An 18,438-nucleotide genomic window follows, 5' to 3' on the forward strand; every position below is an offset into this window, starting at 1 on the left:
CGCTGCGCACATCCGAACGAGAACGCCCCGGACCAGCTCCGGGGCGTTTTCGTTTCAACGCGTCAAAACAGGTCCTGATGTCACTGCGCCGCGAGCGGCGGCGCGTCGACCTCGATCACCGCCCCGGCACTGCGGCGTCCGCCGAACTCCAGCACCGCAGCCAGGAGCGCGTCGACGTCCCTCGCATCGGTACGGTGATTGACGATGGCCGCGCGGATCGCGAACTTGCCGTCCAGCGTCGTGCTCGACGGCGCCGCGATGCCGGACTCCTGGACATCGGCGACGATCTCGCGATTGACCGCATCGTCGGCACGGTAGCGAAAGCAGACGATATTGAGGTTGACCGGCGCGAGCAGCTCCAGCCGCGGCTCGGCGACAACGCGCGCCTCCAGATATTTCGCCAGCGCGCAGCTTCGCGCGATGACCGCGCCCAGCCGTTCGGTCCCGAACGTCTTCAGCGTGAACCAGGTCTTCAGCGCGCGGAAGCCGCGCGACAGATCGGGACCGAGATCGCAGGGCCAGACCGCGCCGGTTGCAAGCCCCTCGCCTCGCGGCTCAGATACGCCGCCGGCTGCGCGAACGCCTGCCGATGCCGCTCGCCGTCGCGCACCAGCAGGAAGCCGGCGTCGTAAGGCACCTGCCCCCATTTGTGGAAGTCGAGCGCAATGGAATCCGCACACTCGATGCCGCCGAGCAGGGGCGCAAGCTCCGGCGAGAGGATCGCGAGCGCACCGAAGGCGCCGTCGACGTGAAACCAGATCCCTTGCTCGCGGCACAGCTCCGCGATCGCATTGAGATCGTCGATCGCGCCGATATCGACCGTGCCGGCGGAGGCGACCACCAGGAACGGCTTGAAGCCGACCGCGCGATCCGCCTCGATCTGCGCGCGCAGTGCGGCCACGTCGATGCGATGATCGGAATCGACATCGATCTTGCGCAGCGCGTCGGTGCCGAGCCCGGCAATGTCCATCGCCCTGGAGACACAGCCATGCGCGACCCGCGAGGTGTAAGCCGTGAGCAGCGCGCCATCGTTGCCGATGCCGTGCTGCCGCGCCAGCGCACCGAGCACGGCTGTGCGCGCCACCAGCACGGCCATCAGATTGGCCATCGACGTGCCCGTGACGAAGATGCCGCTGGCGCTTTCCGGGAAGGCGAACAGATCGCGCATCCAGGCGACGATCTGGCGCTCGACCTCGATCGGCATGTGGTCGCGCCCGCCGAGATTGGCGTTGAGGCCGGCTGCGAGCATTTCCGCGAGCATGCCGACAGCTGTCCCGCCGCCATGCACCCAGCCCATGAAGCCGGGATGAACGTTGCCGGTCGCATAGGGCGCGACATGCTCGGAGAATTCTCGATAGACATCGGCAAGATCGCTGGCTTCGCGCGGCACGCCGGCCTTCATCGCCCCACGGACATCATCTGGGATCGGCTGCCACACGGGACGCGCACGAACATTGGCGATGCCGTCGATCGCATCGTCCAGCATGCGATGGGCAAGCGCGCGAAATTCGCTCCAATCCTGCGGATCGAGCGAGGTGTGCGTGACGGCGCTTTGCGCGTTGCGGATGATCTCGTTCATGCAACACTCTCCTCGCGCGCCTTTGCATGCCGCGACAGCATCGCCGTGAACGCGGCAAAGATCTTGCGCATCTGCGGCGGCTTGTACGGAAAGACGGCCGGCGGATCCATGTTGTGCACGACGGCGGTGTTGTCGGCCTCGAACACCAGCAGCTCGCCGTTCTGGTTTTCGGCGCAATCGACGATAAAATAATCCAGACCAACGCGCCTGCTCATCTCGTCGAGCGCTGCCTTGTGACGCGCAGCGAAAGCACGATCGAAGTCGCTCATGAAGATGGCTTCTTCCGCCCGCTTCTCCTCGCTGAACGCCATATACGCGTTGAGATACCAGATGTCCCAGCGATCGGCGATTGCCATGTGGCAGGCGTAAGGCTTGCCGTCGACCATGGTGAGACGATATTTGCGGTAAAGCCCGTCCGGGCTCGCATAGTCGACGAAGCGCGCGACGAAGAAATCCTGCTCCTGCCGCTCCGCAAGATAAGCCTGGAGCGCCGCAGCGTCGTCGACCTTCGCGAGCCCGACGCCGGCATGCGTGCCGCGCGGCCGCACGATCATCGGAAAGCGCAGCTCCCCCGTGATGCTCTCGCAACCGATCTTCCCTTCCGAAAGTTCAGACAATCGCGCGCGCGTCGCGTGGGCGGTCACTGGAATGTCCAGACCGGAGATGCCGGCCAGCAACCGGAACAGCTTGTCGCGATCGAGGTTGCCGATGAACTCGGGACGATTGAGCAGCGGCCGCGGCCAGCGTGGCGCGGCCTGTTCGATCACGGCGAGTGTCTCGCGGCACTCCTCGGAATCGGAAGCGACCACGATGGCGACGTCGTGATCGGGCAATGTCTCGGGAAGGCCGACGCCCTTGACCACATAAAGCGTCAGCAGCTCGATGTCGGAGCCTTCGAGCAGGAATTCGATCGGGGTGTTGCCGCCCATGTCGATATCGGCCGCGAGCGCGAGCACGCGCAGGCGGGGTTTCGGAACTGCGCATGGGGTCCGAAACAATTGATGGAAGGAGAGTACCTCGCTCTGGATCACGAGCCCCGCTTCTTTCTCACCAAGAAGCTGCGCAACCAGTGACAGATCCAGGCCTTCGCCCGCCTCGGCCGTTCCATCCGCGATCCGTGCCAGCAGATGCTCGCGGAGCGGATGCAGATCGCCGCCCTCGAAGGCACGGCGCGTTAATTGCGCAAAGCCGATGCGGTCGGAATAGTTCGGCGTGGTCACGCTGTCAGGCGCGGAAACAGGATGCAGCATCTCAGGCCTCGAGCACAAACTTCCCCGGCGCAGCCGTGGCACGATCAAGCAGCAGTTCGATCTTCGTCACGACATGGGCGATGCGATCGAGAATGTGCTGCAAATTGCGTTGCGCCTGCGCGGCGTCCGCCGACCAGGCTTCGGTGACCAGCCGCGCGCCGACACAGAGGCGCAAGACGGCCTGCGGCGCCGCGTCCGGTTGCTCCAGCCGGACCGGCTGGCCGATCAGGCAGCGCTGCGCGGCGACCTGCCGGTCCGCCGCGCTGCCGCTGATCACCTCGTTCATGTCCCGTGCCAGCGCCCGGTGAACGGCGACTGTCTCGGCGATAGAGACCGGCTTGCCATCGCGCTGCAGCGTGAAGGGAAAGATCGTGGCGTGCGCAAATTCCTCGTCGTCCGGACCGGTCGTCCGGGTCCCGATCGAAACGCGGCGAAGCGATGGCGACAACGCAATCATGCTGTCGATGCCGGCGGCAAGCTCGGCCAGCACTCTCGCTCGAAAGGCCCCAGGCACGGCGTAGTAGCTGCCGATCTCCGCGAGCGCCGCCTCCCAGCGCAGCCATTGACCGAAATTCGGCCGACGCTCGAAGCGCGAGCGCAATGCCGTCCAGCCCATCGGCCAGTCGCAGCGTCCGGCGTAGTCGAACAAGCCCGGCGCGATCTCACCCAACTGATCGACAACGCGAGACAATCCCTTCGGAACCAGCAGCGCGCCACTGAAGGCGGGTCCGCCGAAGAACTTCGACCCCGTCATCAGCACCATGTAGCCGCGATCCAGATAGAAGCGCAGTCGCCGGCGCCCGAGCCGCGTCTGGCAGGCATCAACCACAATCTGCACCTGGCCATTCCAGCGCTTGGCGATCTCGTCGAGGCAGGCCTCGCTTGGGGCGCGCCAGCCGAGCTTTGACGAATCCATGATGTGCAACAAAACGCGCCGGCCTTGCGCGAGGCTGTCCTGGATAGCACGCATGACAGCAGCATCCGGATCCCGGCGCATCGCCACGTCGGAGGCATCATCGAGCAGAGGCACCGCGATGCTGTCGCCGGCAAGACCCGCGACCGGGCCGTTCTTGCGCACGGCAAAGCCGCTGGCCGTCAGGGAGCTGAAATGGTGGCCGCGCGCGGTGTGGACCGTGCCGCTGCCGGTCTGGTCGGCGCCGACCACGATCGTCACGGGAGCTGCGCCGAGCACCGCGCGTGCCAGGAACAGTGCGTGGAGCTGGGAGTCCGTACCCGAAGGCGAGAACACGATGTCGACGCGCGACGGGAGCTGGAGATGGCCGCGCAATTCCTCGCGCATGTCCTCGCAGCGCGCATCGAAGGCGACCTCGACCTCGTCGAAGAGGCACTTGTGCATCAGCTCTTCGCGCGCCAGCGCGGCGCGGTCATAAGCCGATTGCGAGATCGTCGAGGCGGTCGCCGAGGCGAAATTCCAGAGCTCCGGCTCCGGCGCGGCCGCACAGCCATGGGCGTTGAGGCGGTCGTTCGGATCGAGCGCCAGCCGCGGGTCTCCACCGGAGACGAGCAGCGTGTCCAGTGGCGTGAAGAGATCGCGCAGACGGTAGCGCGAGCCGTCGTCGGGCGTGCGCTCGCGGGCCGACATACGGGATGCGCCGGCGCTCATCCCGGGAAGCTCACGCCGCATCGGCCGCCGCCGCGAATTGCGAAGCGATGTCGCCGTGGAACACCGACGGCCCGACGTGATCGAGCGGGCTCTGGATGTCGGCCCAGATCTCGCCGCCCATGTCGGTCCAGCGTTTGCAGAAGGCGAAGTCCTCGGACAGATACATGCCTGTCGCCGGGTCGATCATGCACTCGAACAGCGCGAAGCGGTTCTGGCTCGCTGCCAGCGTATCGTGCGAATGCTCGCGGAAGAATTGCAGGTTGGCGTAACCGGGGTGGCGGCACATCGCCTCCAGCACGTGGCGGCGGATCATCAGGAAGCCGGTGCCGGCGTAGCGCACGCGGGTGAATCCGTTGACCACCACGATGCGGTCGGGGTCCTCGATCTCGAGCACGTAGTCGAGCGAGGCGGCCGGCACGTCATCACGGCCCGACTGGATCGCCCGCTTCGCCTTGTCCCAGTTGACCCGCTTGATCGGGTAGCAGCCGGCGACGACATCCGCGCCGCTCTCGATCAGCCGGAACACCTGCTCGGGCTTGAAGCCGATGTCGGCGTCGATGAACAGGAGGTGGGTCGCCTTTGGATCGTCCAGGAACATCGCGACCAGATTGGCCCGCGCCCGCGTGATCAGCGCATCACCGTCGCGCAGCAGCACCTTGAGCCCGAGGTTCGACATGTCGTGCACGGCGCGCTGGAGCGCGAAGATCGAGCTCGCATAGATGCTGGACACCTGCCCGCCGAAGCACGGCGTCGCCACCACCAGCTGCATCTTGTCCGACATTGGCGGCTCCGCCCCGCGCTCAAATCCTCACCAAGACGTAAAGAAGCATGGTTAACGGAGCCTTAATGCCTCCTTACAAGAACTTGACGAGGGACAGTTGCGAGAGGTTCGAGGTCACCTGGTAGGACGCCTGAAGCGCGTTCTGCAGCGCCAGGATCTGGCTCGCGACCTGGTCGGGCGAGGCCGACTCCGCCTGGTCGATGATGGACTGAAGCTGCGCCTTGGCCTGGGTCTGGCGCGTGCTCGCGTCCTTCATCGTGTTCTGGGCCATCGCGATGTCGGTCTGGATGTCCTCGATGCGCTGCTGACCGGGCTGCGGCGTCAGCGCTTGCGTCACCCGCGAGCTCAGCGCCGAGACCTGTTCGCCGGAATACTGCCCGGTCGGCGAGGTCGAGAACGTCCCGAACACGGCAATCGCCTGCAATTGGCGGCGGATCGCGTCCTCGTCGGCCTGTGCGCCGTATTGCACCGCGACGGAATCGTCGACCCGCGCCACCGCGGTGGAGCGCGCCGAACCCGGGCCGTCATTGCCAAGGTACCACTTCACGGTATTGGCCGAGCCGTTCACCAGCGTCGTTGCCGAGCTTGCGGGCGACGAGCCGACGCGCAGCGGCGGCTGGGTTGCAGTGACCGGGGAGGACGTGAAGCCGAGCGCCGCGAACGCCGTGCTGTTCGAGCTCGCGATGTTGAGGCTTGCGGCATCATCCGTATTGATCGTGATCACGCCGCCATGAATGGTCGATGGCTTCGTGGTGCCGGTGATCTGATCGATCTTGCCAAGCAGAGTCGTTATGTCGTCGGTAATGTTGATCTGGTTTGGGCCGGTGGCGCCTGAGGCGACAAACGTCAGCGTCTGACCGTTCACCGTGATCGTATCGGCCGCCTGGAACGCCGTGGAGAGCACTTCCGGCCCGCCCAAGGTCGCAGTGCCGCTCAGCACGGTTGAACCGGTGATCGGAGGCGTCGACGGCACGTTTCCGCCGCGCGTCACGCTGCTGAGACCGAGCGCTGTGGCCGCCGCCCCGCCGGTGACCGCCACGTCGGTGCCGGTGCCGGTCGCGATCTCGATGTTGCCGCTGGCGCTCAGAGTCACGTTCGCGGCGGGGACGCCGGCGGCCGTCGCGATCGCATTCAGGATATCAGAGACCTTTGCGGCGCTTCCCGACCCCAATCCGATCGTGGTATCGCCGCCGGCCGTCGTGACAGTTGTGGCGGCAGGGTCGAAGGTGATCGTGTGGACGCCGCTCGCGCCGGTGATGGTCAGGGTGGTTCCGGTCGGAGCGTTGGCGAGTGCGCTGAGAATGGTTCCGTCGAGATGCGGGGTCGCCGAAGCATCGAGCGACGTGGTCGCGGACGAAGCCGCCAATGCGCTGTCCTGCAACGCGACCGAGCCTGTCCCGGTCGTCGAGGTATAGGCCGGGAGCAGATTGCCGGTGGCTACCACATTCGCGGTGGCCGAACCCGCCGTATTGAAGAAATTGTCGCCGGCGGTCACGGCGGATGCCGCCACCAGCGAGGTACCCGCGAGCTTCTTGATCGCGGTGCCCAGCGCGGTGTTGAGGTTCGACGCCGTGATGTTCGGGTTGGAGGCAACCGGCGGAATGGCGTTGGGATTGCCGGGGTCGATCGCGAAGCCGCCGAGCGGCGTCGGCGTGGCCGAGGAAGCGGTCAGGTCGATCTGTTCGGTCGTACCGTCCGGCAGGGTGAACTGAACACTGAACTTGTCGCCGTTGTTGGGAGGAGTCGCGCCAAAGTCGATCGAGAATGAGACCGGCGAGCCGCTCGGGCCGGTGACTGTGGCGCCCGTCAGCGTCGAGGACACTGCGGCGATCTTCAGCCCGAACGGCGATCCCGCGACGTCCTCCGACACCTGCACCGAGCTGGGCGTCGGCTGGGTCTGCACCAGCCGGCCCATGCCGTCGGCGCCGAGATCGGCGGCCTGTCGCTCCGCCATGACGGTCTTGAAACCCGCCTGGGTCGTGGTGCCGTTGATGATATCGCTGGCATTGGCGACCGACTGCGTGTTGAACGCCGTCCCGGAGAACAGATAGCGGTTGCCCGACTGGGTGTTGAGGACGCCGACCATCGAGCCGAACTGCGCGGCCGCCGTGTTCTGCGCTACCGTCTGTCCATTGACGTTGAGATCCCGCGAGGTGCTGGCGGAGCCCGTCTGCACCGTGTTGCGGATCGTCGTCAGCGACTGGAGCGCGGTGTTGGCGAGGTTGATGTTGACGTTGACGTTGGTGATCGTGTCGGTATAGGCGGCGATGTTGGAGAGCTGCGCGCGCCCGGCGATCGCGAAGCCCTCGTTGGTGCCCATGCCGGAATAGTTCTGCGACAGCTTCCCGGTCGACAGTTGCGTCGACAGGTCGGTGAGCTGCTGGTTGATGTTGCGGATCTGCGAGCCGAGAATCGACGACGCGTAATTGATGCTGCTGATCGACATGTTTCAGGGCCCTGTTACTTGTTACACTTGCGCCTGGAGCAACGTGTTCATCATGCTCTGCACCACCGACATGACGTGGGCGTTGGCGGCATAGGCATTCTGGAGCTGGATCAGGTTCGACATCTCCGAGTCGAGGTTGACGCTGGAGGTCGAGTTGAACTTCGCCTGGAGCGTCGAGACAACGACGCTCTGGCCCTGCTGGAGCTGGGTCGCCTGCGTCGCAGCGTTGCCCTGGATGCTCAAGAACTGCTGGAGATAGTTCGAGACGCTGCCGGTGAAGGGCTGGTTCGCCGAGCCGAGGCCCGTCTGCGGGGAATAGGAGAACAGCGCATTGGTGAGCTGCGAATAGAGATAGTCCGAGCGCGTGGTGTCGCCCGCGGGCGTCACCGGCGAAGTGCTGTAGACCGACAGCTTGGTCGGATCGGTGACCAGCTGCGTGTTCACGGCGATGCGCCCGGCAAGGCCGGTCATCTGCGAGCCCGACGCCGTGATCGCGCCGGTGTAGAGCGCCTGCCCGCCGTCCGTGAACAGCGGCAGTTGCGGATTGCCCGAGGTCAGCGACGAGATCGTCTTGGTGATCGATGATGAATTGACACTGGCAAGGCCGGTGTTGTCGTCGGTGATGCGCAGCGTCGTGGCCGTCGCCGGCGACGGAGCCGCGGCGAAGGTCAGATGCGCGCCCGACAGCGCGGTGTTGAGCGCGGAGGCGATCGCGCCCATGCCGCCGTTGAAGTTCACGCCGATCTGCATCGGGTTGGCGTTGGTGGCGTTTTGCAACGGCAGCGCCGCCGGATCGGTCACGTTGACCAGCGTGATCTGGCGCTGCGTGTTGGTCGTCGTATCCGTATAGGTGAAGTTGACGGTGTTGCCCGGCTGCGCACCGGCGAGGTCGATGTCGAAACCGGCCGGCGGACCGGTGACGGTGCTGCCGGCCGTGGTCTTGTCCGACAGCGCGCTCGACATCGTGGCGGCGAGCTGGTCGATCTGGGTCTGCGCCTGCACCAGCGTCTGGTCGCGCAGCTTCAGATCGGCCGCGATCTGGCCGGAAGAGACCACGTTGTTGGCGACGACGTCGATCTGCGAGCCGTTCGGCAGCCTGATGTTGAACGCGCCGACGCCTGACTTGGCCGGATCGATGTTGTACTGGTCGGTCGCCGACAGCGCACCGGCCGCCGAGAAGGAGAACTGCGACGCGAGCCCGGCGCCGACGAGCTGGATGCCGGTGGTGGTGTAGATGTTGGCCTGGTTCGATCCGTCGGTGGTGACGCGGACATCGACCAGTTTTGACAGCGTGTTGATGGCCTGGTCGCGCTGGTCCATCAGCGTCGCCGCGGACGGATCGTTTGCCGACAGGCCCTGCAGCTTGGTGTTGATGTCTGCGATCTGGTTCAACGCCGAATTGGCGGCCTGCGCCGAGTTGCCGAGATCCTGCTCGACATTGGAGCGCAGCGACTGGATGCCCTTGGTGGTGACGTTGAGCTGCTGTGCCAGCGCCTGCGCCGCACCGACGGCAACCGTCTGCGCCGACGACGAGCCCGCGCTGGTCGACAGTGCCTGCAACGCGGTGGTGAAATTGTTGAGCGCGGTTTCGAGCGTGCCGCTGTTGCCGGGCGTGCCGTAGACATTCTGAAGCTGCTTCAGGATGTTGGCCATCTGGTCGGCGTAGCCGCTGCCCCCGGTCTCGGTACGCAGCTGGTTCTGCACGTAAGTGTCGAGCTCCCGGCTGACGCCGGTGGTCGTCACCGTCGAGCCGAAATCGCCTGTGGTGACCTCGATCTGGTTCGGGGTCTGGACGGTGTAACCCGGCGTCTGCGCGTTGGCGACGTTCGACGAGACGATCGAGAGCGCGGCCTGGTTGGCGCGCAGACCGCTCATCGCACTGGCAAGGGCTGAACTCAAACCCATTTTGACTAGCCGCCTTTGGTTACGTCACGCGCCGTTCAGCGCAATACGTTGAGGAGGTCCTGCACCATCGAATTCGCCGTCGTGATCACCTTGGTGTTGGCCGAATAGGCCTGCTGGGTCACGATCAGCTTGGTGAATTCGTCGGCGATGTCGGTGTTCGAGCCTTCCAGCGACGAGCCGCTGATGCTGCCCGAGGCACCGTCGATGGCAATTCCCGACTGTTCGGTCGCAGCGTAGGCGCCGCCGTCCATCGCCTTCAGATAGTTGGTGCCGTTGAAATGCGAGAGCGTCACCTGGGCGAGGTTGAGGTTCTGGCCGTTCGAGAACGTGCCGACCACGAGACCACTGTTGTTGACGGCGACCGAACGGAGCTGACCGGCGGCGTAGCCGTTCTGCGTGATGGTGTTGATGGTCACCGCGCCGCTGGTGCTGGCATATTGCGTCAGCCCGCCCGAAGAGATGTTGAAAGCGACCGAGCCGAGCGATTGTCCGCTGACAGAGACGTTGTTGATGGTGATGCCGGAGCCGCTCGGCGAGGTCAGCGACCCGTCACTGCCGAAGGTGAAAGCCTGTCCGGTATTGACCCAGCCGACCGTCGTGCCTGTCGCATCCGGATCGGTCTGGTAGAACAGGTTCCAGGTATCGGCATGGCCCGCGCCCAGCGAGGTGCTGTCGGTCTTGGCCCAGCGCAATTGCAGATTCACCGGCGTGCCGGCCGCATTGTAGGCCGTGACGGCGCCACCGCTGATCGATTCCTTGGTGAATGTCGAGATATCGTTGCCGATCACACCGCCGGTGCCGGCGGTGCCGCCGCCATTGCGGCTCTTGGTGATGGTCGAGGTGAAGCCGAGCGCGGCGAAGGCGGCGCTGTTGGAGCTGGATACCGACAGATCGCCGGCCGTTCCGGTGTTCAGCGTGATCACGCCACCAGTGCTGACCGACGATCCCGAGGCGCCAGCGAGCGCATCGATCTTGCCGAGCAGGGTCGTGATGTTGTCGGTGATGTCGATCTGGTTCGGGCCTGACGCGCCGGAGGCCATGAAGGTCAGCGTCTGGCCGTCGACCGTGATGGTGTCGCCGGCCGCGAAGCCGGACGAAAGCACCTGGGCGCCGCCGGCCGCCGCGGCGCCGCTCAGCACCGTGGCGCCCGAAATCGCCGGCGAGGACAGCACGTTGCCGCCGCGGGTCACGCTGGTGATGCCAAGAGCCGTGGCTGCCGTGCCGCTGTTGACCGCCACGTCGGTGCCGGTGCCGCTCGAGATCACGATGTTGCCGCTGGCGCTCAGCGACGCGGTGACGCCAGCGCCGCCAGCGGTCTGAATCGCGCCGAGGATGTCGGCAACCGTGGCCGTCGTGCCCGCGCCGAGACCGATCGTGGTGTTGCTGCCGGTCGTCGTGACCGTGGTGCTGGTGTCGAACGTGATCGTGTTGCCGTTGACCGTCAGCGTCTGGCCGCTCAGCGCGGTGAGGATGCTGGAGGCGAGATGCGTGCCCACGGTGGCGTCGAGCGACGTCGTCGTCGAGGCCACGGCCGAGGAGTTGTTCTGGAGTGCAGTCGTGCCCGTCGCCGTCGTCGATGAATAGGCGGAGCGGATGTTGCCGGTGGCGGCCGCGCCGGACGCCGTCGCGTTGGTGTAGGGCGCGGGCGGTGTGCCGACCGGCAGCGGGTTGGCCGCGAAATCGGATGGGTTGAGGCCGCCTTCCGCCAGCAACGTGCCGCTCGCCGCCGTCGTGCTCGCCGACGTGTTCGGCTGGGTCGGCAGGTTCGCCGCGTACTGGATCGCTGTCGTCGCCTGCGCCGGAATGAAGTTGTTCTGGAATTTCAGCACCGTCGACACGCTGCCGGTCGGGTTGCCGGTCTTGGAGTCGACAGCGACGCCCATCAGGTAGTAGCCGGCGCCGTTGACCAGGTTGCCGTTGGCATTGAGCTGGAAGTCGCCGCGGCGGGTGTAATAGGTGACGCCGCTGAACACCGGCACGTTATCGACCGTGCCGGTCGCCTTCTGGATCGAGAAGAAGCCGTCGCCGGTGATCGCCATGTTGGTGGCGACGCTGGAGGACGAGATCGTGCCCTGCGTGGTGATGGTGGCCTTGGCGTTGGCCGTGACGCCGCCCGCGACCTGCTTGCTCGGCGTGGAAGAGTCGGGGATCAGATCGACGAAGCTGGTGCCGATGCCCTTGTAACCGGTGGTGGATGAGTTCGCGATGTTGCCGGAAATGTTCTGTAGCGCGTAGGACTGCGCCTGCAGGCCACCCACCGAGGTGTTCATTGCATCGAAGATACCCATAACTTTGTCTCCAGATCCGATCTCGGCGGCCGGTCGACCATGGCCGCAGTCGGAGGAGACAGTCGCAAGGGCTATGCCAATGCGGGTATTTTCATGAAATCAATGACTTGAATGGACAGGCCCCGGTCGGATGACCGGGGCACAATTGCCGGGCCGGCAACAATTGCCGGGGCATGAGGTCACAAGAGGCCTACGTGGCGGAGGCCGCCGCAGGGTGGAAGACCAGCCCGAAACCGTCGATGCAGTAGCGGAGTCCGGTCGGCTTCGGGCCGTCGTCGAAGACGTGGCCGAGATGGCCGCCGCAGCGACGGCAATGCACCTCGGTGCGGAGCATGCCGTAGGTGCGGTCCTCGGTCTTGCCGACATTGCCCTCGATCGGCTGGTAGAAGCTCGGCCAGCCGGTGCCGCTCTCGAACTTGGTGTCGGACGCAAACAGCGGCAGGTCGCAGCCGGCGCAGGCGAAGACGCCCTTGCGGTGTTCCTTCAGCAGCGGGCTGGAGCCCGGCCGTTCGGTGCCCTCCTTGCGGAGAATTTCATATTGCTGCGGCGTGAGCTGGGCGCGCCACTCGGCGTCCGTCTTCTCGATCTCGAATTCTGCGCGGCCTTCTCGCCGGCCTCGGCAGGGGTTGCTCTCAGCCAGCGGAAGGCCGAAAGGCCGAACAAGCCGGCGACGGTGGTTAGCAGGATGCGGCGGTCAAACATCTCATTCTCCGTGCGCGGGGACTCCCACGTCCTGAGATACGGGGTCTAACGGCCGACGTTACACTTTCGGGCGGAATTTTTCGCGGGATTATTGCGGGACGCCGCCGTCGTGCGAGGCCGGTTCCACCTCCGCGACTGCAGGTTTCGGCGGCGGGGCCGATCGCGGCCGGACGCCGGGAGGCGGACGGCGCGGACCGGTTCCGGCAGCCCGGTTGGCTGCGGCCAACCGCGCCTCGCGTTCCCTGTCCTTGATCCTGGCACGCTCGCGATAGCGGGCGAGTGAACCAGCGGCGGCGGAACTCGCCCTGCCCCAGATTCCCACCAATTGGCCCGCGACGCGCCCCGTGGTGCCGCCCGCCCAGACCAGCTCGAACGGCGAGAACAGCTTCCAGCGCTCGTCACCCCACAAGATGCTGCGGGCGATCAGCTGTCCGGCCATGGCCGAGGTGTTCATGCCCTGGCGGCCGAAGCCGCTGGCGACCCACAGGCCTTTGCGCAGCTGGCCGATCTGCGGCATGCCGTGGACGGTCTGGCCGGTGGCGCCGCCGAACGTCTCGGTGATCTCGACATTGCCGAGCTGGGGGAAGATCGTCCGGACCCGCCGCCTGACGCTGCCTGCAAAGCGCTGCGGCCGCGCCGCCCAGGTGGTCTCCGGGCTTTCCCACATCAGCCGGTCGCCGTCGACGATACGGAAATGGTCGATGCCGTCGGAATCCATCACCGATCCCTTGAAGGCGATGATCTCGTGCAGGCGCTCGCCGAGCGGCGCCGTGATGCCGGCATAGCGCCAGACCGGCAACAGCGTCTCCGACAGGCGCCTCAGCGGCGCGCCGAGGTGGATGTTGCCCGCCAGTACGATGTGCGTGGCGCGCAGCCGCGCCGAGGGCGTGACGATGCGCTTGCGGATGCCGGAATGATCGATGCTGACGACCGGCGTATCCTCGAAGATGCGGGCGCCTGCCCGCCGCGCCAGCGCCGCAAGGCCGTGCACGTATTTGCGGCCGTCGACCTGGAATGCCCTGGGATAGTAGACGCCGTGGAAGTAATGGTCGGTCTTGAGCGCCTCGCGGACGCGATCGACCTGCCAGCCCTCGACCTCGGTGTCGAAATCTTCGTGAAGCATCTGCAGCCGGCTGATCAGCCGGTCGCCGGCATCGACATTGGAGACCTCCAGCACGCCGTCGCTGGGCCCGATCCCCGGCATGTTCGCCTCGGTGGCGTTGGCCCGGACGAACTCGGCGCCCTCTTTCGACATCGCCCACAATTCGCGCGCGTCCTCGAAGCCGATGCGCTCGATCAGGTCGGTCAGCGGCAGGGCGAAGCCCGGCATCACGGTGCCGAGCTGGTTGCCGGAGGCGTTCCAGCCGATATGGCGACCCTCGAGCACCGCGACGCTGGCCCCGAGCCGGGCCGCCTCCAGCGCGATCGAAAGCCCGGCGAGCCCGGCCCCGATGACGCAGATGTCGGCATCGAGGTCGAACGACAGCCGCGCGCGGTCGCGAAAGCCGGCTTCTTCCTGGGCCACGCTTGTGAAAGTCTCGCTCATGTCGTTTTCTTAGAGCATGATCCGGAAAAGTGTGCAGCGGTTTTCCGAAAAGATCATGCTCCAAACGAAAAATTTAAGCGCGATGAGGATTTGTCCTAATCTCGTCGCGCTTTAGAGGACCGTGCGGGCCGTTGTCACCTTGCCCTCAGCCGGCGCCTGTAGATGATCCATCTGGATATCCTGGACGTATAACGATTCGAGAATGCCATGCGCCGTTTGATGCTGCTGCGTCACGCCAAGACCGAGACCGACGCGCCGAGCGGCCGTGACCAGGATCGCCGCCTCGACGACCGCGGCCACAAGGACGCGGCCCGGATCGGCGACTGGATCGCCACCCACCCCCTTCCCCGATGCGGTGCTGGTGTCGCACGCCGTCCGTGCAAGGCAGACCTGGGACGCGGCCTGGGAGACGATGAAGGACCGCGTCGCGGCGCCGCAGGTCGAGGTCCTGCCGGAACTCTACGGCGCCGATCCCGCACAGATCCTTGAATCCATTCGCACTGCAACCGCCCCGGCCGACCCGAAGCAATTGCTGCTGATCGCCCACAATCCCGGCATGCACGAGGCCGCCTTGATGCTGATGGGCAGCGGCGATCCGGCCGGCGCCAAGGCGCTGGCCGACAACCTGCCCACCGCGGGGCTTGCGGTCTTCGACTTTGACGTCGAGGATTGGAGCGACGTGGCCTACCGCCGCGGCAAACTGGTGCTGTTCGTGAGCCCAAAGCTGCTTCGGTAATTCGAGGCTGCTTCGATCGGGTTGATCGCGCGACGTACCGGCAGGACGTCCTGACCGGAAGATTTGGAGGCGCAGATGTTCAAGTCCATCCTCGTTCCCATCGACCTCGCCGACACCGACCTCGCCAAGCCTGCGATCGCGACCGCGGCAACGCTGTCGCAGACCTGGAGCGGCGTGGTGCGCCTGCTCAACGTGCTGCCGATGACGCCGGTGATGCTGGCCGAATACGTGCCTGCCGATTTCGACGAACAGCAGCGCCAGACCTCGGAAGAAGCCCTCGCCATCGTCGCCCGCGAATCCGGCATCGACGCGGCGCGCATCTCCAGCGTGGTGCGGCAGGGCGGCATCTATCACGAGATCCTCGAGGAAGCCGTGCACATGAAGGCCGATCTGATCGTGATGACCTCACATCGGCCGGCCATGCGCACCTATTTCCTCGGCTCCAACGCCGGCCACGTCGTGCGCTACGCCAAATGTTCGGTGCTGGTGGTCAGGCATTAGCTCGGAGCAATGTCGTGAAGCAATGGTGGCGGAGATGGACTTACGAGGTCCCGCTCGCGATTGGCGATGCGCTGTGGGACGTGCTGGTCGTACAACTGGCCGCTCTGTTGGACAGACTGACGGTGCGGAAGGTCATCGCCTTCATCCCCGTCGTGATCCTCGTACTGGCCTACTACCACAGCATCCCGATCCCGCCGGAGCTGATGCTGGTCGGCGACTTCCTCGCCTATATCGACATCTTCTCGGCGCTGTTCCTGCTCGGCGTGTTGAGCCGCGTCACGACGATCCTGTTCGTGGTCAGGCAGGCTGCCGCGCGTATCGCCCTGCTCGCGTGCAGCGTCGTCGCGCATGTGCGGCGGCTCGACGTCCGGCATCGGCGCCAACGCAGCGTACCGACGAGGCCGCGCCGCAAGCCTGATCAATCCGGGGACGATCGAGCTTATGGCGGCGTCTGGGATCAGGTCGCGGTCGCCTGATCCCATCTACAAGCCCTTGCGTTGCCCGTCGGGCAAAACACACAACCTACCGGTCAACGCCCGCCATCAAAATATTCGCCTTTACAGAATTTCGGAATAGGCGGATATTGCGCGCACTCCGGCCCAACGACAAGGGGCGTATCGCGATCGTCACGAACGCGGGCCGGACGGCGGTGGACGTGGGTCACACTGGTGCGACGGTGATCGCAGGGCGGGAAACCGTGAGCGACGCACATCGCACGCACGACCGGTGTGATCTGCGTACGGCAAAATCGTGTGGTCCTGGCGCCCGCAGGCTGGCGTCAAGCGTTGCGGTGATGGGCGTTGTCCAACCGGACATGCGCATCGTCAGCCGCAAGGCGACGGGGGCAATAGTGCATCGCTCCCCGAGGAGAGTACGACATAAGCCGTAAAGCCACTGCGCAGGGAAGGCCGGATGTTTGGCTTCACCTGTATGCCGCTGTGCAGATTCTTGTTGCCACCTTTCGCACAGTGGACCGTGGGTGCCCGGCCGGCACCCGGCCTTCCCTGCGCCCTCTTTCACTTGAGGGTGTCGAGATGAAGCAAAGCTCGGGCGACATGCGCCGCGAGAGGGCGAAGGTGCGTCCGCAAACGAGAATGCAAATTGAAAGAGCGGGGCCGACGCCTCGTGCTCCGTCATTGCGAGCGCAGCGAGGCAATCCAGAGACTTTCCGCGGTGACAGGCTGGATTGCTTCGCTGCGCTCGCAATGACGGAGCAGAAGCAGCAGCTACGCACCAAGCCTCGGTCTCATGCCCCGGACGCTGCGCAGCAACGCTTTGCGTTGAAGCGCGTCCGGGACAAGAGAAGATGCGCTTACAGATACCGCGTCAGCTCGGCCTTGAACTGACCGTACACCGCATCCTCGATCTGGCTGCGATTGATCCCGATGTCGCGCAGGGCGCGGTCGTCGAGTTCGTTCAGCGTCTTGACCGCGGTGCGGTGCTCCAGACGATCGAACAGGGCATAGGCGGCGTTGACGAGCGTGCTGAAAAATCCGCCCGTCGAGGACGGGCGCAAACTCCGCCCGGCAGTTTGGGAAATCGTGGTCATGTTTCTTCTCCGGCCTGTGGTCCACGCGGCGAAGCGGATGCCGTTGGCGCAGACGCCTGAGCGTTTGCACCTCATTTGCCGTCGGATTGCTCTCGCTTTCCTCGGCTCAATCGCGGGCCTTGATGGAACTTAAATGCTCCAGTACATTACTCGGAGCAAGTAAAACATTGCTCTCGGTGCAATAATGTCCAAGTTCGAGTACGTGAAGCTTGCCGACGCAATAGCCTCGGATATTTCTAACGGGACGTTAAGGCCCGGCGACCGTCTGCCGCCACAGCGAAATTTTGCTTACGATCGGGGCATCGCCGTCTCGACCGCGAGCCGGGTTTATACGGAGTTGCTCCGTCGCGGCCTCGTCGTCGGCGAAGTCGGCCGCGGCACCTTCATCTCCGGCGACATCAGGCGCGAGGTCGAGTCGCTGAGCGAGCCGCGCGACGCGCGGATCGACTTCGAGGTCAATTATCCGTTATTACCGCAGCAATGGGCGATGATCGCCAAGAGCCTTGCCGGACTCGAACGCGTCGATGCGCTCGAATCCGCGTTGCGCGTCTCGACCAGCACCGGCACCAAGAGCGCGCGCAATGCGGCCGCAGCCTATCTCGCGCGCAAGGATTTCACGCCGCAGGCCGAGCAGATCGTCTTCACCGCCAACGGCAAGCAATCGCTCGCAGCCGCGCTTGCGGCACTCGTCCCCACCGGCGGCCGCTGCGGCGTCGAGGCGCTGACCTACCCCTACGTCAAGAGCATCGCGGCGCGGCTGGGTGTGACGCTGGTCCCGATCACGATGGACGAATTCGGCGCGCGTCCCGATGCGATCCAGAAGGCGCATCGCGAAGCGCATCTGTCGGCGCTGTATCTGCAGCCGATCATCCAGAACCCGCTCGGCGTCACCATGAACGCGACGCGGCGCGCCGACATCATGCGCGTCGCCGAGAAGCTCGATCTCAACATCATCGAGGACGCCGTCTACGGCTTCCTCGCCGACGATACGCCGCTCGCGGCGCTCGGGCCCGACCGCTGCATCGTAATCGACAGCCTGTCCAAGAAGGTCGCGCCGGGACTCGCACTCGGCATCATGGTCGCGCCGCCGCATCTGCGCGAGAGCGTGATGGGCGCAGTCCGCACCGGCGGCTGGATCGCCTCGGGCCACGCGCTCGCCTCCGGGCAGCGGCTGATGGCCGACGGCACCGTCGCCGAGCTGACGCGGCTGAAGCGGATCGACGCTGCGCGCCGCCAGCACACCGCGGCACGGCTGCTCGCAGGCTACCAGCTCGCGGCCGACCCGCGCTCCTATCATCTGTGGCTGACGCTGCCGCCGCACTGGCGCTCGCAGACCTTCGTCGCCGCGGCCGCCCGGCGCGGCATTGCACTGACGCCGTCCTCGACCTTCGCCATCGCACATGGACACGCTCCGAACGCAGTGCGGCTCGCGCTCGCACCGCCCTCGCCCGAACAACTCGATTCCGGCCTGCGCACGCTCGTCTCGCTGCTCGGCACCAAGGAAGAGGATTTCGACTCGACGGAGTAGCGC

The 18,438-nt window shown here is 65.6% G+C and carries 11 protein-coding genes and 3 pseudogenes; 4 read left to right on the top strand and 10 right to left on the bottom strand.

From position 1 onward, the window contains the following. Positions 1 to 80: 80 nt before the first annotated feature. The 9 genes and pseudogenes from ACQ86E_RS02775 to ACQ86E_RS02815 all read right to left on the bottom strand — a co-directional run bounded on the left by ACQ86E_RS02775 (position 81) and on the right by ACQ86E_RS02815 (position 14,121). A pseudogene (locus ACQ86E_RS02775) lies at positions 81 to 1,579 on the bottom strand (pyridoxal phosphate-dependent decarboxylase family protein). After that, complete coding sequence (locus tag ACQ86E_RS02780) at positions 1,576 to 2,829, bottom strand: ATP-grasp domain-containing protein (RefSeq protein WP_431204084.1); 1,254 nt, start codon at positions 2,827 to 2,829, stop codon at positions 1,576 to 1,578. Before ACQ86E_RS02780 ends, ACQ86E_RS02775 begins: the two are co-directional and overlap by 4 nt. 1 nt (position 2,830) lies before the next feature. After that, a complete protein-coding gene (locus ACQ86E_RS02785; protein WP_431204085.1) occupies positions 2,831 to 4,474 on the bottom strand; it encodes a hypothetical protein in 1,644 nt (547 codons plus the stop codon). Beyond that, complete coding sequence (locus ACQ86E_RS02790; protein ID WP_431204086.1) at positions 4,464 to 5,234, bottom strand: hypothetical protein; 771 nt, start codon at positions 5,232 to 5,234, stop codon at positions 4,464 to 4,466. Before ACQ86E_RS02790 ends, ACQ86E_RS02785 begins: the two co-directional genes overlap by 11 nt. A 73-nt stretch (positions 5,235 to 5,307) precedes the next feature. Then, the gene (locus ACQ86E_RS02795) at positions 5,308 to 7,680 is read right to left on the bottom strand and encodes a beta strand repeat-containing protein (RefSeq protein ID WP_431204087.1); all 2,373 of its coding nucleotides are present in this window, start codon (positions 7,678 to 7,680) and stop codon (positions 5,308 to 5,310) included. Positions 7,681 to 7,701: 21 nt separating this feature from the next. Beyond that, positions 7,702 to 9,585, bottom strand: a complete 1,884-nt coding sequence (gene flgK / locus ACQ86E_RS02800) for a flagellar hook-associated protein FlgK (protein WP_431204088.1) — start codon at positions 9,583 to 9,585, stop codon at positions 7,702 to 7,704. Positions 9,586 to 9,620: 35 nt separating this feature from the next. Beyond that, positions 9,621 to 11,873, bottom strand: coding sequence for a flagellar hook-basal body complex protein (locus ACQ86E_RS02805; RefSeq protein ID WP_431204089.1), 2,253 nt, complete (start codon positions 11,871 to 11,873; stop codon positions 9,621 to 9,623). Positions 11,874 to 12,063: 190 nt separating this feature from the next. After that, positions 12,064 to 12,575: pseudogene (gene msrB / locus ACQ86E_RS02810) on the bottom strand (peptide-methionine (R)-S-oxide reductase MsrB). Positions 12,576 to 12,663: 88 nt separating this feature from the next. Continuing rightward, the gene (locus ACQ86E_RS02815; protein ID WP_431204090.1) at positions 12,664 to 14,121 is read right to left on the bottom strand and encodes an NAD(P)/FAD-dependent oxidoreductase; all 1,458 of its coding nucleotides are present in this window, start codon (positions 14,119 to 14,121) and stop codon (positions 12,664 to 12,666) included. A 207-nt stretch (positions 14,122 to 14,328) separates the two neighbouring features. Here ACQ86E_RS02815 and ACQ86E_RS02820 point away from each other — a divergent pair. The 3 genes and pseudogenes from ACQ86E_RS02820 to ACQ86E_RS02830 all read left to right on the top strand — a co-directional run bounded on the left by ACQ86E_RS02820 (position 14,329) and on the right by ACQ86E_RS02830 (position 15,834). Then, a pseudogene (locus tag ACQ86E_RS02820) lies at positions 14,329 to 14,857 on the top strand (SixA phosphatase family protein). Between the two features lie 75 nt (positions 14,858 to 14,932). After that, entirely contained in the window at positions 14,933 to 15,358 is a 426-nt protein-coding gene (locus ACQ86E_RS02825; protein WP_151649272.1) for a universal stress protein, read from the top strand. Between the two features lie 14 nt (positions 15,359 to 15,372). Continuing rightward, the gene (locus tag ACQ86E_RS02830) at positions 15,373 to 15,834 is read left to right on the top strand and encodes a hypothetical protein (protein WP_431204091.1); all 462 of its coding nucleotides are present in this window, start codon (positions 15,373 to 15,375) and stop codon (positions 15,832 to 15,834) included. A gap of 836 nt (positions 15,835 to 16,670) precedes the next feature. On the opposite strand, the gene ACQ86E_RS02835 is transcribed toward ACQ86E_RS02830, so the two are convergent. After that, entirely contained in the window at positions 16,671 to 16,907 is a 237-nt protein-coding gene (locus ACQ86E_RS02835) for a DUF1127 domain-containing protein (RefSeq protein ID WP_262048321.1), read from the bottom strand. Positions 16,908 to 17,091: 184 nt separating this feature from the next. Between ACQ86E_RS02835 and ACQ86E_RS02840 the strand changes: the two genes are divergently transcribed. Beyond that, positions 17,092 to 18,435 carry a PLP-dependent aminotransferase family protein gene (locus ACQ86E_RS02840; protein ID WP_431204092.1) on the top strand — a complete coding sequence of 448 codons (1,344 nt, stop codon included), beginning with the start codon at positions 17,092 to 17,094 and terminating at the stop codon, positions 18,433 to 18,435. Positions 18,436 to 18,438 lie beyond the last annotated feature (3 nt).

The organism is Bradyrhizobium betae (assembly GCF_050632175.1).
Classification (GTDB): Bacteria; Pseudomonadota; Alphaproteobacteria; order Rhizobiales; family Xanthobacteraceae; genus Bradyrhizobium; species Bradyrhizobium betae_B.